The organism is Pseudidiomarina terrestris (genome assembly GCF_030466405.1).
GTDB classification, from domain to species: domain Bacteria; phylum Pseudomonadota; class Gammaproteobacteria; order Enterobacterales; family Alteromonadaceae; genus Pseudidiomarina; species Pseudidiomarina terrestris.
Map to the genome: position 1 here is coordinate 223,419 of NZ_JAGGJF010000004.1, position 13,381 is coordinate 236,799.

The following is a 13,381-nucleotide window of genomic DNA, read 5'->3' on the forward strand; positions in this document are numbered from 1 at the left end:
CGACGGCTTACTCCTCTGTATTGCCTGACGTTAAGTATTTGGTAAGCTTATCGAACTACAGCGGAATAACAAGCGAAGGGGCTCATGAGCAACGAAAAAAAACGATCAGCTGAGGCAATGACCAACTGGGCGATACGCTGTCTGGAACAGCAAGGTGCGACAAGAGACGTCGCACAAAGCATGGCATCGCACCTGGTTGCCGGTGATTTACTGGGCTTCAGAACCCACGGTCTGCTGCGGCTACGCTATAACTTACAGGCGTTAGCCAAGGGAGCGACCAAAGGCGCAGGGCAGCCAGAGGTGATTGAGCGCCGGGCGGCCATTCAGCTTTGGGATGCGGATTTACTCTCCGGGTTATATGTACTTCCCCTGGCGATTTCCCGCGCCATCGATATGGCGCGCGACTACGGTACCGGCACTTTGGTTATCCGCCGTGCTCAGCATGTGGCTGCGCTGGCGGTGTACCTGGAGCAGGCCACGCAGGCCGGTATGTTGATCCAGATGATGTGCAGTACGCCGGCGCAGGAAGTGGTGGCTCCTCATGGCGCCAAATCCGCATGTTTCTCACCCAATCCGTTTGCTATTGGCGTGCCCACCGCCGGGCAACCCGTATTGCTCGACATGAGCTTGTCGATGACCGCTGCGGGCAAAGTACGTACGGCGCTGGCCGAAGGATGTCAACTGCCGTACCCGGCACTGATCACGCCAGCTGGCGATTACAGCTGTGATCCGCAAACCTTTGTTGCCGAAAAACCCAGCGTGTTGGCGAGTTTAGGCGGTGAACAGTTGGGCTATAAAGGCACTGGGCTGAATCTGTTTAGTGAGTTCTGGACCTTAGGTCTGAGTAATTACGGTCGCGCTGACGCGGCAGCCGAAGACGGCGATGCCAATACGGTGTGGCTGCAGGTTGTTGATCCGACTGCCTTGATGACGGCTGGAGCTTTTGAGCGACAAGCGCAGCAATTGGTTAATGCGGTGAAGGCCGCCGAACCTATTGATCCGAATCAGCCTGTGCGGGTGCCAGGCGAAGGTGCGTTAGCCACGCGGGAGCGGCAGTTGCGGCAGGGCATCAGCTACAGCGCAGCCACCTGGCGTCAATTAGAGTGGTGCGCTGAGTTTTGTCAGCAGCCGTTACCCTGAATCAGGGCTGCAGGCGTTCTATGGTCCAGCTTCCTGCTGCGTCGCGTTGATAAATAAAACGGTCGTGCAGACGGAATCTGCCACCTTGCCAGAATTCGAAATAGTCAGGGCAGACCCGGTAGCCGCCCCAGCTTTCTGGCATAGGAATGGTTTTGCCTTCATAACGTTCAGTAAGGTCGTGATACACCTGCTCGAGTTCCGTGCGCGAACCAATGGTTTCACTTTGCTGTGATGCGAGTGCACCGAGCTGGCTGGTGCGCGGACGGCTGTGAAAGTAGGCTTCACTTACCGCCCGATCAACTTTTTCGACCTGACCTTCAATACGTACCTGCTGTTCCAGCGGCAGCCAGGAAAAGTGCATCGACGCCTTATTATTGGCGGCCAGGTCGTGACCTTTCTGACTGGCGTAATTGGTGTAAAACACGAAGCCGTTGGCATCGAGATCTTTCATTAGCACGATACGTTGGTGCGGTTGCCCTTGGGCATTCACTGTCGCCAGTGTAAAGGCAGTTGGATCAGGCAGAACCGCAGCTTCTTTTGCTGCGGCAAACCAGGATTCAAACTGTTTAAACGGATCATCGTTAAGAACCGAGCGGCGCAATTGCGCCCGCTCATAATCCCGACGTTCATCGTGCAACTTCATAATTACTCCTGAGTGTAGACGTTTTCACCAGCAACATAGGTCGCCAGTACATCGGCGCGCCATAGTTTATCGCTGGTTACGGCAAATGGATCTTGATCCAGGACAATAAAATCAGCCCATTTGCCCGGCTCAAGGCTACCTAGTTGTTGTTCCTGGCCTGAGGCATAGGCTGCATCAAGCGTGAACGCACGTAGCGCCTGCTCAAGGGTCATTGCTTCGTGGGCGTACCAGCCACCCTGGGGCTGATTATCGCGGTCCTGGCGAGTTACCGCAGCGTGGACACCAAAGAATGGATTGGATAATTCCACCGGGAAGTCAGAGCCGGCGGCAACGATAGTGCCCTGGTCAAGGAAGGTTTGCCAGGCATAAGCGCCCTGCATACGTTCTTTACCAATACGGTCTTCCGCCATGTTTTTGTCTGACGTTGCGTGAGTGGGCTGCATGGATGCGATGATATTCAGCTCCTTAAAGCGCGGAATATCGTCCGGATGAACCACCTGTGAATGCTCGATGCGATGGCGCAGGTTACGGCCGCCGATGGTGGCATAGGCTTTTGCAAATTTATCCAGCGCAATACGGTTGGCACGATCACCAATCGCATGGATGTTGATCTGAAAGCCATGCGGGATAATAAGTTCGAACAGTTGCTCGATATCAGTCGGTTGAGTCACCAACAAACCACGCGTATTGGGGGCATCGCTGTACGGGTCAATTAACGCCGCACCACGGCTACCTAGCGCGCCATCGGTATAGATTTTGACACTGGCAACGGTCAGGCTGTCGTCTTCGGTGGTAATAGGGCCGTCAGCGAGCAGGTCAGGTAAACGCGGCTCAGATGCGCTTAACATGGCGTAAACCCGCACTGGCATGTTGCCTTCTGCGGCAAGCTGTTGGTACACCGCAAGATTGGTTGCATCGACACCTGCATCGTGAACACCGGTAATACCTTCTGAAACCAGATGGTCGAAGGCTGTCACTAACGCCCGACGGTAGTACTCTGCGTTCTTCGCTGGCATTTGGCTCTCTACCAGCGCCATAGCATTGTCAACCAGCACGCCAGTTGGCTCGCCACTGGCGTCGCGGATAATTTCTCCACCCTCGGGGCTGACTGTTTCTGCGGTAATGCCGGCCAGCTCAAGAGCTTTGCTGTTGGCCCAGCCCGCGTGCCCATCGACCCGGGTTAACCAGACGGGACGGTCGGCGATGAATTCATCGAGACTTTTCGCCGTGGGAAACGAGCGCTCGCTCCAGTTTTCCTGGTTCCAGCCGCGGCCGACCACCCAAGGACCCATTTCGGCAGCGGCAAAATCAGCGACGCGGGCAACCGCATCCTGCTCGCTGGCTGCGTTACGCAGATCCACCTGAATCAAATTTTCACCTAAGCCCAGCATATGGCCATGGGCATCGATGATACCGGGCAGCAGGGTTTTGCCCTGTAAGTCAACCTTTTGCGTTGTGGCAGGATTTAAACTGGCTTGAATCGACGCCAAAGTGCCAACGGCGGCCACCTTTCCGTCGGTGACCAGCATGGCGTCAAACTCTTTCAGTACCGCGCCGTTACCGGGTTCACCCGTCAGCGTATAGCCATTGAAATTATGATAAAGGACCGTTTGCGCACTAGCGGCAAACGAAATAAAGAAGACAACTAAAGCTAACAACGAAGAAACAATTCGCATGGGGTTCTCTCTGTTTGTTTATACTTACTTACAATTAGGCAACAGTTTTGGTGTAATAAACTTATCAAGTGTGTACACTACCTAGTCAAAGGCCGTAACGAAAGTTATATTACGACGAATTAGGGTTTTGAATTTTGGGGCTGCCATGAAGATTCTCATTATCGATTCACAGTTTTTTACTCGTGCTGGTCTAATTCACCTATGCACCAGTTACACTTCGGATGTCTCGATCTTCGAGGCTCCTACCTTTGAGCTTGCCACTGATTACCTAAAACACAGTAGCCAGTATAATTTAATTTTTCTGGATATGGATTTACCAGACGCAGAAATCAGACCGTCCCTCGCATTCATCAAAAAATATGCACCGACAGCCCATATCGTTTTGTATTGTTGGTCGCGACCCATGTCTGAAATTCGTCAAGCTCTCGCCTCTGGCGTCCGTAGCTATCTTCCTAAAGATACCAGTGCAGAGGATGCCAAGCTAGCAATACGGGCATTACTGAAAAACGATCGCTATCTACCTGATGAGTCGCGCTTAAGTGAACTCGCTCCACGGAACTCGCAGGCTGAAAGTTTCCTCTCGCCGCGGCAACTGGAAATCATGCAGCTGCTCGCCCAGGGCTTATCCAACAAAGAGATTGCCACCATCCTCGGTATTACCGAAGGGACGATCCGCGTGCATTTATCTGCTATCTTTAAGGCTATTAAGGTTTCAAATCGTACTGAGGCAACGCTTTGGTACTTGTTACGTCAAAAACGCCTGGTGAGTTAATATGCAATTAGAGCAGCTTCTAAAGTCATTAGAACTGCGCAACCATGCACCGACAGACCAGTGGGACCCACCGTATTGCGGTGAAATCCCATTACATATCGATGAGAAAGGTGACTGGTTTTATCAAAATTCGCGCATTAAAAGACAACAACTGGTTAAGCTATTCGCTTCCGTACTTGTTCAGGAAAATGGCGATTTCTTTCTAATCACACCAGCGGAAAGAGTAAAGATTTCCGTTGCTGACGCTCCTTTTATTGTCACTGAATGGAAGTCCGTTACTGCGCCAGAATCGCCGGTAATACAGGTAACAACCAACATTGGCAGTCAATACCCTCTGTCCGAAGATTACCCTCTGTTGATTAAAAATGCTGTGCCTTATGTGCAACTGGATCATGGCTTGCAGGCCAAAGTCCATCGCAACGTTTATTACCAATGGGTAGAGGCCGCAACAATTGATCCAGAGTCCGATGAGGTTGTACTTAAGAGTGGCACTAGCCGGTTCATTTTAGGCCAAATTTAAGCGATGAATTTGCTCGCTGAGGGAGCCTGCTATATTATGCGCTGCTTAGTTTAGCGTAAAGGTACAGACGCCCTATGAAACCCATCACGGTTGCCATCGCACAATTGGATTTTACCGTTGGAGCGATTACCAAAAATACCGCAACAATCCTCACCTGCCTTGCTGAAGAGGAAGGTGCGGATATCGTCGTATTTCCAGAGCTGGCGATCACCGGCTATCCGCCAGAAGATCTGCTGTTTCGTGCTGACTTTGAACAGCTGGTAGAAAACGCGTTAGAAGAGATTGCCGAGGCGGCAGTGCAGCAGGTGGCCGTGGTTGGTCATCCGCAGCGCGTTGGGAATGAGCTTTTTAACAGCATCTCTGTTTTGCACCGGGGCAAATGCCTGGCGCGCTATCACAAGCAACGCCTGCCGCAATATGGCGTGTTCGATGAACAGCGCTACTTCATTCCCGGCCATGAGGCCTGTGTTTTTGACTGGCAAGGGCATTGCATTGGCCTGACCCTTTGCGAAGATATCTGGCACCCTGAGCCGGTAAAACGTATCGTCGATCTTGGTGCGGACTGGATTATCACCATAAACGCATCCCCCTTTGAAGTCGATAAACATGAGCAACGTATGCATGTGCTGCAACAGCGTGTGCACGAGACTGGCTGCCCAATAGTTTACGTGAATAATTGCGGCGGACAGGACGAGCTGGTATTCGACGGTCACTCACTGGTACTTGATAGCAATGGCGAGTTAGTTGCAGAGTTTCCTCATTGTCAGCCATGTTGTGGCCATGTGCATATTTCTGCCAAGGGTATAAAGGCACTGACTGAACTGACTAAACCCAAAGCCAGAGATGCAATGGATGTACAGTTTAACCGCCTTGAAGAAGTGCGGCAGGCCTTGGTGCTGTCTATCCGCGACTATGTCCAGAAGAACGGATTCCGGGGCGTTACCTTAGGTCTTTCAGGCGGGATTGATTCCGGGCTGACATTGGCGCTGGCAGTAGAAGCGCTTGGTGCCGAACATGTCCATGCGGTGATGATGCCGTTTCGTTACACCTCCCAGATAAGCCGCGAAGATGCTGCAAAGCAGGCCCATTCACTGGGAGTTAAATATGATGTGATCGCGATAGAGCCGATCTACGAAAGCTTTATGCAGCAATTAGCGCCGCAACTTGCCGATCACGAGCCCGATGCGACCGAGGAAAACCTGCAGGCGCGTAGCCGTGGGGTCATCCTGATGGCGCTGTCGAATAAGAACCGCTCGCTGGTATTAACCACTGGCAATAAGAGTGAACTGGCGGTGGGTTACTGCACCTTGTACGGCGATATGTGTGGTGGTTTTGCGCCCCTCAAAGATGTGCCAAAAATGATGGTATTTGCTCTGGCCGAGCATATGAACAGCACAGCCTCAGCTGATGTTATACCTAAGCGAGTGATCGAACGGCCGCCTTCAGCAGAGCTGGCGCCGGGACAAACCGATCAGGATAGCCTGCCAGATTACGAGGTTCTGGATAAGATTATCCACTTGTACGTTGAGCAGGACTGGGCTCCTATGGACATTATTGCCGCGGGTTTTGAACACGCTGACGTCTTGCGTGTGATAAGCTTGGTTGATATGAATGAATACAAACGTCGACAAGGCGCGGTGGGTCCTAAAATCACTTCTCGCAATTTTGAGAAGGATAGACGTTACCCCATCACCAATCATTTTCGCTACGAATTAGAGCGGCAACTAACGGCAGAGGCACGGCATGAAAAAAATTGAAGCTATCATCAAGCCATTTAAACTGGACGATGTGCGAGAAGCATTATCCGAAGTTGGCATCGCCGGTATGACAGTATCCGAAGTCAAAGGTTTCGGCCGGCAGAAAGGCCACACTGAGCTCTATCGTGGTGCTGAGTATATGGTCGATTTCTTACCTAAAGTGAAACTCGAGATTGTGGTCGCTGATGATCAGGTTGAGGCGTGTCTGGATGCCATTATGGAAACGGCGCAAACAGGCAAAATCGGTGATGGTAAGATCTTTGTCAGCAATGTAGAGCGTGTAGTTCGCATTCGTACGGGCGAGGAAAACGAAGACGCCGTTTGATAACGGCGCCTTGTTTTATTTTGCAGCGGGTTGTTTAAAGGTAGTCACTACCTGGGAAGTTCGCCTGCAGGGTTGCACGAGCATTATCGCGCATTTCGGTAAGGCCTAATTCATCATAACTTTGCATCATGATCGCCAGAGCATCTTCTGTCGCGGCCACATTGGCGTAGTTCTCCAACACATATTTAGCGCGGTTGGCAGCGGCTAACCATGCTTCTCGTTTGAGGTAGTAGCGAGCCACTGCGAGTTCATATTTTGCCAGGCGACTTTTAATCGCAACCATGCGTTGTTTGGCATCTGCTGCATACTTGGAATCAGGGAATTGCTGTAGCAGGCGAGCAAAGTCATTAAAGGCTTCTTCTGCTTTACTGGGATCCCGATCGGAGCGGTCGATACCTACTAAATCTTGTATGGTGTTCGAGTCAGCCCGGTGGTTGACCAGGCCGCGCATGTACATCACGTAATCAAGATTAGGGTGATTCGGGTTCAACTGCATGAAACGGTCAATTTCAGCCAACGCTTTGTCAATGTTGCCTAATTTGTAATACACGTAAATCCGATCCATTTGCACTTGATGCGCATAAGGGCCGAACGGGTAACGGGTCGCGTGCTGCTGCAGGATTTCCTGTGCGGTGCTGAAGTTACCGGAAGCAATATTGGATTGAGCGCGCTGGTACAGTGCATCAGCGTCGTTCAGGACTCGGGAATCGAGCGCTTCATCGTCTGGCGAACTTGAGCATGCTGCGAGCATGACGGATAAAGCTAAAAGCAGGCTAATACGCAGTTTCATAAGTTGCTGTTCTAATCTCTGTTAATTTAATTTTTGGTGCATAGCGCCCCAAACAGGTACACTAATCACTTCGACGTTGCTTGCATTCTATCGCAGCCTTGGCTGCTTTCACAGGTCCATTATTTATTTTATGAGTGAACACATTCAATTAACTGGAACGGTCCCCGCTTCTTGCAATGGCAAACGCTTGGACCAGACTCTTGCAGAGTTGTTCCCCGACTACTCGCGTTCAAGGTTAAAAACCTGGATTACCGAGGGTTGTGTTGTTGTCGACGAAAAAAAGGTCGATAAGCCACGAGAAAGAGTCATCACTGGCATGGTCGTCGAGGTCAATGCTGAGATCGTTGAAGAGCAGCGCTTCGCAGCCCAGCCTATGCCACTTAATATCGTTTATGAAGATGATGACATTCTGGTCATCAACAAACCTCATGGATTGGTGGTGCACCCGGGCGCGGGGACACCCGATGGGACTTTGCTTAATGCCTTGTTGCATCATTTCCCGGCCATCGATCAGGTGCCTCGGGCGGGTATTATTCATCGCCTGGACAAAGATACCACCGGCTTAATGGTGGTAGCGAAAACCATTCCTGCACAGACGCACTTAGTTGCAGCCATGCAAGAACGTGAGATTACACGCGAGTATGAAGCGGTCTGTAATGGCCCGATGACCGCTGGTGGTCATGTGGACGAGCCCATCGGCCGTCATCCTACTAAGCGCACCCATATGGCGGTGGTGGCTACGGGCAAACCTGCAGTGACACATTATCGAGTTGCTGAGCGGTTTCGTAATCATACCCATCTGCGATTACGCCTGGAAACCGGCCGGACTCACCAGATCCGGGTGCATATGGCGCACCTGCGACACCCGTTGGTAGGGGACCACACTTACGGCGGTCGTCCACGCCCACCGCAAAATGCCAGCCCGGAGCTGCTTGAGTTTTTGCGCGGTTTCCGCCGCCAGGCTTTGCATGCTGCCCGGCTATCTCTGCATCATCCGATTTCTGGTGAATGGATGAGTTGGGATGCGCCAACGCCAAAGGATTTTCTCGAGCTGCTGACCATGCTGCGGGCCGACCGCAAGGCACACCCGGACGAGTAAATCCAATTGACTGATTTTGGTATCAAGCCAAACTGGCAACTGCCGCCGGGTATTCAGGCGTGTATCACTACGGTGGACGCGCCTGGTAACCTTGCGGCGCATGTCGGTGACGATCCGGCCCGGGTGCTGCTGCACCGACGCCAATTGCAACGCGCATTGGGTTTGCGGCGGGCGCCCAAATGGTTGAGTCAGTATCACAGCACCGTGGTGGTCGCTGAAGAAAGCAGTGTATTGGGTAGTCGGGCGGATGCCATTTGGGCTTCTGCTGCTGATAGCTGCTGTGCTGTGCTGACCGCAGACTGTCTGCCGATTTTACTTTGCAGTGAAGATGGCGCCATCATTGCAGCTATTCACGCCGGCTGGCGGGGCTTAGCACAGGGCATTATTGGCACAACGCTGGCCCAGTTGCCACGACGCACCGAGTGTTTTCGTGCTTATATTGGACCGGCGATTAGTCAGCCTCATTTTGAAGTGGGTGACGAAGTTCGCCAGGCATTTTCCAGACTCGGAATCGTTGATTCGTCCACCTTTCATCCCCATCGATCGGGCAAGTGGCTGGCAAACCTGCCGTTGCTCGCCGAGCGCCTGTTACTCGGACATGGCGTTAAAGAGGTGACCCAGAGTCATCTCTGCACCTATAGCGATGCCCGATTTTTCTCTCACCGCAGAGATCCCAGCAGTGGGCGTATCGCCACTTTAATTTGGAAAATCTAATTCCTGCCTCTTGAAATCGTACATTTTATACCCACATAAACAGTCAGGACATACTGTTTGTTTAAGAGGTAATAAAGTCATGCGATTTGACAAACTAACCAACAAATTTCAACTCGCCATTGCTGATGCACAGTCGCTGGCACTGGGCCGTGATCACCAGTTTATTGAGCCGGTACACATTATGCAGGCGCTTTTGAATCAGGACGGCGGCACCTTGCGTCCGTTGTTGACCTATCTGCAGGTTGACAGTAACCAGCTGCGCGCTGGCTTAAGTGAAGCACTGGACAGTCTGCCACAGGTCGAGGGCACGGGCGGTGATGTTCAGGCATCAGCGGCCACCGGCACCTTGCTCAACCTGTGTGATAAGTACGCGCAGAAACGTAAGGATCAGTACATATCTTCGGAACTTTTTGTGCTCGCAGCTACAGAAGATAAAGGCAAGCTCGGTGACCTCCTGAAACGTCTGGGGATGACCCGAAGCAAAGTTGAGAGCGCGATAGAGAAGGTTCGTGGTGGCGAAAACGTTGCCGATCAAAATGCTGAAGATCAACGTCAGGCGCTCGATAAATACACTATTGATCTGACCGAGCGCGCCGAACAAGGCAAGCTTGATCCGGTGATTGGCCGTGATGACGAAATTCGCCGTACCATTCAGGTGCTGCAACGCCGTACCAAAAATAATCCTGTGCTTATCGGTGAACCGGGCGTTGGTAAAACGGCTATCGTCGAAGGTCTGGCGCTGCGCATCGTAAACGGTGAAGTTCCTGAAGGCATTAAGCACAAGCGCGTACTGTCGTTAGACCTTGGCGCTTTGCTTGCCGGCGCGAAATACCGCGGTGAGTTCGAGGAGCGCCTGAAGGCTGTGCTGAACGAGCTGGGCAAAGAAGAAGGCCGCATCATCCTCTTTATCGATGAGCTGCACACTATGGTCGGTGCCGGCAAAGCAGAAGGTGCCATGGATGCCGGCAACATGCTCAAACCTGCACTAGCGCGTGGCGAGCTGCACTGTGTGGGCGCAACGACATTAGATGAATACCGCAAATTCATCGAGAAAGACGCGGCACTTGAACGTCGTTTCCAGAAGGTATTAGTCGACGAACCCTCAGTTGAAGATACCATTGCCATTTTACGTGGTCTGAAAGAGCGTTACGAAGTGCATCACTCAGTACAGATCACGGATCCAGCTATTGTTGCAGCGGCGACGCTTTCTCATCGCTACATCACGGATCGGCAGTTGCCTGATAAAGCCATTGACCTCATTGATGAGGCGGCGTCGAGTATTCGGATGCAAATCGACTCCAAGCCCGAAGAACTGGATCGCCTGGAACGGCGCATTATTCAATTGCAGTTGGAGCAAAAGGCGCTACAGAAAGAAGATGATGATGCCAGTAAGAAGCGACTGGAAACTCTGGAAGCAGAACTTGAAGATCAGCAGCGTAAATACGCTGAGCTGGAAGAGGTCTGGTTGTCAGAGAAAACCGCTGTGCAAGGTGCTCAGAATATCAAGGCACAACTTGAGCAGGCTAAAACTGATCTGGATATCGCCCGTCGTGCCGGTGACCTGAACCGTATGTCTGAGCTGCAGTATGGCAAGATTCCAGAGCTGGAACGGCAGCTGGAAACGGCCGTCGAGGCTGAGGATCAAAGCATGACCTTGTTAAAGAACAAGGTGACAGATGAACAGATTGCCGATGTGCTGTCTCGTTGGACCGGTATACCGGTCAGCAAAATGCTGGAAGGTGAGCGCGAGAAGTTATTGCAGATGGAGAGCCAGTTGCATAAGCGCGTGGTCGGCCAGGATGAAGCGGTGACCTCAGTCGCCAACGCGATTCGCCGGTCACGAGCAGGCCTTGCTGATCCGCAACGCCCCATAGGTTCCTTCCTGTTTTTAGGGCCAACCGGTGTCGGTAAGACTGAGCTTTGTAAATCACTGGCGGGCTTTTTGTTTGATACCGAAGATGCCATGGTTCGTATCGATATGTCAGAGTTCATGGAGAAACACTCGGTTGCCCGCCTGGTGGGTGCGCCTCCTGGCTATGTCGGATATGAAGAAGGTGGCTATTTGACAGAAGCTGTAAGACGGCGTCCGTATTCAGTGATTTTATTAGATGAAATCGAGAAGGCGCATCCAGATGTCTTTAACATCTTATTGCAGGTTCTTGATGATGGACGCCTGACGGATGGACAGGGGCGTACGGTCGATTTTCGCAACACGGTCATTATCATGACCTCGAATTTAGGTTCTGATGTTATCCAGGAGCGTGCGCATGAGCAGAGCTACGAGCAAATGAAAGCGGGTGTTATTGAGATCCTGCAACATCATTTCCGTCCAGAGTTTTTGAATCGTGTGGACGAAACTGTGGTCTTCCATCCGCTGGCGAAGTCGCAAATACGGGCGATTGCTGAAATCCAGCTGCAGCGGCTGTATAAGCGTCTGGCCGATCGCGATTACAGTATCGAATTGACCGATGCGGCGCTGGATCACCTTGCCGCTGCGGGCTTTGATCCGGTGTTCGGGGCGCGTCCTTTGAAACGGGCAATCCAACAGGAAATTGAAAACCCGTTAGCGCAGCAGTTGCTGGCCGGTAAGCTATTACCAGGCACGCCCATTAAAGTGGATTACCAGGATGAGCAGATAACCATCATCCAGTAATGGTTGATAGTGAAGCATAAAATCAGTGCCGCCCAGTGGGTGGCACTATTTATCGCGGCTCCCATGCTATGCTATCCTGAATGGTCTCGACTATTGCAACCAGGATAATCCTATGTCAAACAACTCATCGACTAAGAACCGCGGAATTTTTCTGCTGCCTAATCTGTTAACGACGGCAGGCCTGTTTTCTGGGTTCTTCGCCATTGTCGCATCTATGAATAATCAGTTTGAATCCGCGGCGATAGCAATCTTTATCGCTATGGTTTTTGATGGGTTGGATGGACGTGTTGCCCGCATGACCAACACGCAAAGTGATTTCGGCGCTGAATATGACAGTATGGCCGATATTGTTTCGTTCGGTATGGCCCCTGCGTTAGTCATGTATAACTGGGCCTTGTCGGATCTTGGTAAGTTCGGTTGGCTGGCAGCCTTTATATTTGTCGCTGGTGGTGCTTTGCGTCTGGCACGCTTTAATACCAATCTTGGCTCTTCAGATAAACGTTTCTTTCAGGGGCTTGCTATTCCAAGCGCCGCTGCCATCGTCAGTGGCTTGGTATGGGTCGGTAGTAAATACGAGGTGGATCCAAATTCGATTAGCTACCTGGCAGCGATAGTCACTATCTGTGCTGGCCTGTTAATGGTGAGTAATTTCCGTTATCACTCTTTTAAAGATGTCGACTGGCGTGGTCGTGTGTCCTTTGTCGTTATTCTGGCCGTCGTACTTGCTTTTGTAGTCGTGGCAACTGAACCGTCGCTGGTTCTCTTTACTATCTTTTTCCTTTACGCGCTGTCTGGACCCATCCTCACAATTCGCTCGGTAAACCGTTTAGAATTAAAACACGTGGTCGGAGATACTGATGAAGACTGCGATGATGAGGTTGAGAAAAAAGAAGACGAAAGTGCAAAAAAACAGCATTCTGAAGACGAAACAACCAAGTCTGATTAAAAACTAAGCAATCAATTAGGTTTTTGAAAAAAGATCTTGCACGGGCGGCGATGATCCTTATAATTCGCCGCCGTTGTCACCGAGGCATAAGCCGCAGTGACACGAGCCAGAAGCGCGAAGCGCTTGCAAAAAAAAGATCCGAAAGGATCTTGACGCTGGCCCCGGAAAGCGTAAAATACGCATCCCGCTTCAGAGTTCCCCAAGGGACTGAAGCGTCGCTCTTTAACAATATACCAAGCCAAGCAAACTGTGTGGGCACTTACCGGATTCAGGCAGAGAAAAGCATCTTCGGATGCGAGTATTCTTTCGTATAACGAAGAGAATACACCTGACTGATTGGAAAAGT

At 51.5% G+C, this 13,381-nt stretch carries 13 protein-coding genes; 9 read left to right on the forward strand and 4 right to left on the reverse strand.

Annotated features, from left to right (window positions below; translation table 11 throughout):
• The first annotated feature begins 84 nt into the window (after window positions 1–84).
• Window positions 85–1,140, forward strand: a complete 1,056-nt coding sequence (locus J6J34_RS09655; RefSeq protein WP_301898917.1) for an Ldh family oxidoreductase — start codon at window positions 85–87, stop codon at window positions 1,138–1,140.
• 1 nt (window position 1,141) lies between these two features.
• On the opposite strand, the gene pdxH is transcribed toward J6J34_RS09655, so the two are convergent.
• Both pdxH and J6J34_RS09665 read right to left on the reverse strand, forming a co-directional pair.
• The gene (gene pdxH / locus J6J34_RS09660) at window positions 1,142–1,783 is read right to left on the reverse strand and encodes a pyridoxamine 5'-phosphate oxidase (RefSeq protein WP_301721389.1); all 642 of its coding nucleotides are present in this window, start codon (window positions 1,781–1,783) and stop codon (window positions 1,142–1,144) included.
• A 2-nt stretch (window positions 1,784–1,785) separates the two neighbouring features.
• Window positions 1,786–3,459 carry an amidohydrolase gene (locus tag J6J34_RS09665; protein WP_301721387.1) on the reverse strand — a complete coding sequence of 558 codons (1,674 nt, stop codon included), beginning with the start codon at window positions 3,457–3,459 and terminating at the stop codon, window positions 1,786–1,788.
• Window positions 3,460–3,862: 403 nt separating this feature from the next.
• On the opposite strand from J6J34_RS09665, the gene J6J34_RS09670 reads away from it, so the two are divergent.
• From J6J34_RS09670 to glnB, 4 genes are all read left to right on the forward strand, one after another.
• Complete coding sequence (locus J6J34_RS09670; RefSeq protein ID WP_301721386.1) at window positions 3,863–4,231, forward strand: response regulator transcription factor; 369 nt, start codon at window positions 3,863–3,865, stop codon at window positions 4,229–4,231.
• Window position 4,232: 1 nt separating this feature from the next.
• Complete coding sequence (locus tag J6J34_RS09675) at window positions 4,233–4,751, forward strand: DUF1285 domain-containing protein (RefSeq protein ID WP_301721385.1); 519 nt, start codon at window positions 4,233–4,235, stop codon at window positions 4,749–4,751.
• A 74-nt stretch (window positions 4,752–4,825) separates the two neighbouring features.
• A complete protein-coding gene (locus J6J34_RS09680; protein ID WP_301721384.1) occupies window positions 4,826–6,508 on the forward strand; it encodes an NAD+ synthase in 1,683 nt (560 codons plus the stop codon).
• Complete coding sequence (gene glnB, locus J6J34_RS09685; RefSeq protein WP_301721383.1) at window positions 6,495–6,833, forward strand: nitrogen regulatory protein P-II; 339 nt, start codon at window positions 6,495–6,497, stop codon at window positions 6,831–6,833. Before J6J34_RS09680 ends, glnB begins: the two co-directional genes overlap by 14 nt.
• Window positions 6,834–6,867: 34 nt before the next feature.
• Here glnB and J6J34_RS09690 read toward each other — a convergent pair whose 3' ends face one another.
• Window positions 6,868–7,623: an outer membrane protein assembly factor BamD gene (locus J6J34_RS09690; protein WP_301721381.1), complete on the reverse strand. Its 756-nt coding sequence runs from the start codon at window positions 7,621–7,623 to the stop codon at window positions 6,868–6,870.
• 130 nt (window positions 7,624–7,753) lie between these two features.
• Here J6J34_RS09690 and rluD point away from each other — a divergent pair, with 130 nt between their 5' ends.
• The 4 genes from rluD (at window position 7,754) to pssA (ending at window position 13,035) form a co-directional block, all read left to right on the forward strand.
• Entirely contained in the window at window positions 7,754–8,722 is a 969-nt protein-coding gene (gene rluD, locus J6J34_RS09695) for a 23S rRNA pseudouridine(1911/1915/1917) synthase RluD (protein WP_301721380.1), read from the forward strand.
• 6 nt (window positions 8,723–8,728) lie between these two features.
• The gene (pgeF, locus tag J6J34_RS09700) at window positions 8,729–9,436 is read left to right on the forward strand and encodes a peptidoglycan editing factor PgeF (protein ID WP_301898918.1); all 708 of its coding nucleotides are present in this window, start codon (window positions 8,729–8,731) and stop codon (window positions 9,434–9,436) included.
• Between the two features lie 79 nt (window positions 9,437–9,515).
• Window positions 9,516–12,089: an ATP-dependent chaperone ClpB gene (gene clpB / locus J6J34_RS09705; RefSeq protein WP_301898919.1), complete on the forward strand. Its 2,574-nt coding sequence runs from the start codon at window positions 9,516–9,518 to the stop codon at window positions 12,087–12,089.
• A gap of 112 nt (window positions 12,090–12,201) precedes the next feature.
• Complete coding sequence (pssA, locus tag J6J34_RS09710) at window positions 12,202–13,035, forward strand: CDP-diacylglycerol--serine O-phosphatidyltransferase (protein WP_301898920.1); 834 nt, start codon at window positions 12,202–12,204, stop codon at window positions 13,033–13,035.
• 11 nt (window positions 13,036–13,046) lie between these two features.
• Here pssA and J6J34_RS09715 read toward each other — a convergent pair.
• A partial coding sequence (locus J6J34_RS09715) for a hypothetical protein (RefSeq protein ID WP_301721373.1) occupies window positions 13,047–13,381 on the reverse strand: 335 nt, incomplete at its 5' end.

Bases quoted from the DNA above. Each gene is read 5' to 3' on its own strand.
- glnB (WP_301721383.1), top strand. From the start codon at position 6,495: ATGAAAAAAATTGAAGCTATCATCAAGCCATTTAAACTGGACGATGTG.
- J6J34_RS09670 (WP_301721386.1), top strand. From the start codon at position 3,863: ATGTCTGAAATTCGTCAAGCTCTCGCCTCTGGCGTCCGTAGCTATCTT.
- J6J34_RS09680 (WP_301721384.1), top strand. From the start codon at position 4,826: ATGAAACCCATCACGGTTGCCATCGCACAATTGGATTTTACCGTTGGA.
- pdxH (WP_301721389.1), bottom strand. From the start codon at position 1,783: ATGAAGTTGCACGATGAACGTCGGGATTATGAGCGGGCGCAATTGCGC.
- clpB (WP_301898919.1), top strand. From the start codon at position 9,516: ATGCGATTTGACAAACTAACCAACAAATTTCAACTCGCCATTGCTGAT.
- J6J34_RS09655 (WP_301898917.1), top strand. From the start codon at position 85: ATGAGCAACGAAAAAAAACGATCAGCTGAGGCAATGACCAACTGGGCG.
- pssA (WP_301898920.1), top strand. From the start codon at position 12,202: ATGTCAAACAACTCATCGACTAAGAACCGCGGAATTTTTCTGCTGCCT.
- J6J34_RS09690 (WP_301721381.1), bottom strand. From the start codon at position 7,623: ATGAAACTGCGTATTAGCCTGCTTTTAGCTTTATCCGTCATGCTCGCA.
- rluD (WP_301721380.1), top strand. From the start codon at position 7,754: ATGAGTGAACACATTCAATTAACTGGAACGGTCCCCGCTTCTTGCAAT.
- J6J34_RS09675 (WP_301721385.1), top strand. From the start codon at position 4,233: ATGCAATTAGAGCAGCTTCTAAAGTCATTAGAACTGCGCAACCATGCA.
- J6J34_RS09665 (WP_301721387.1), bottom strand. From the start codon at position 3,459: ATGCGAATTGTTTCTTCGTTGTTAGCTTTAGTTGTCTTCTTTATTTCG.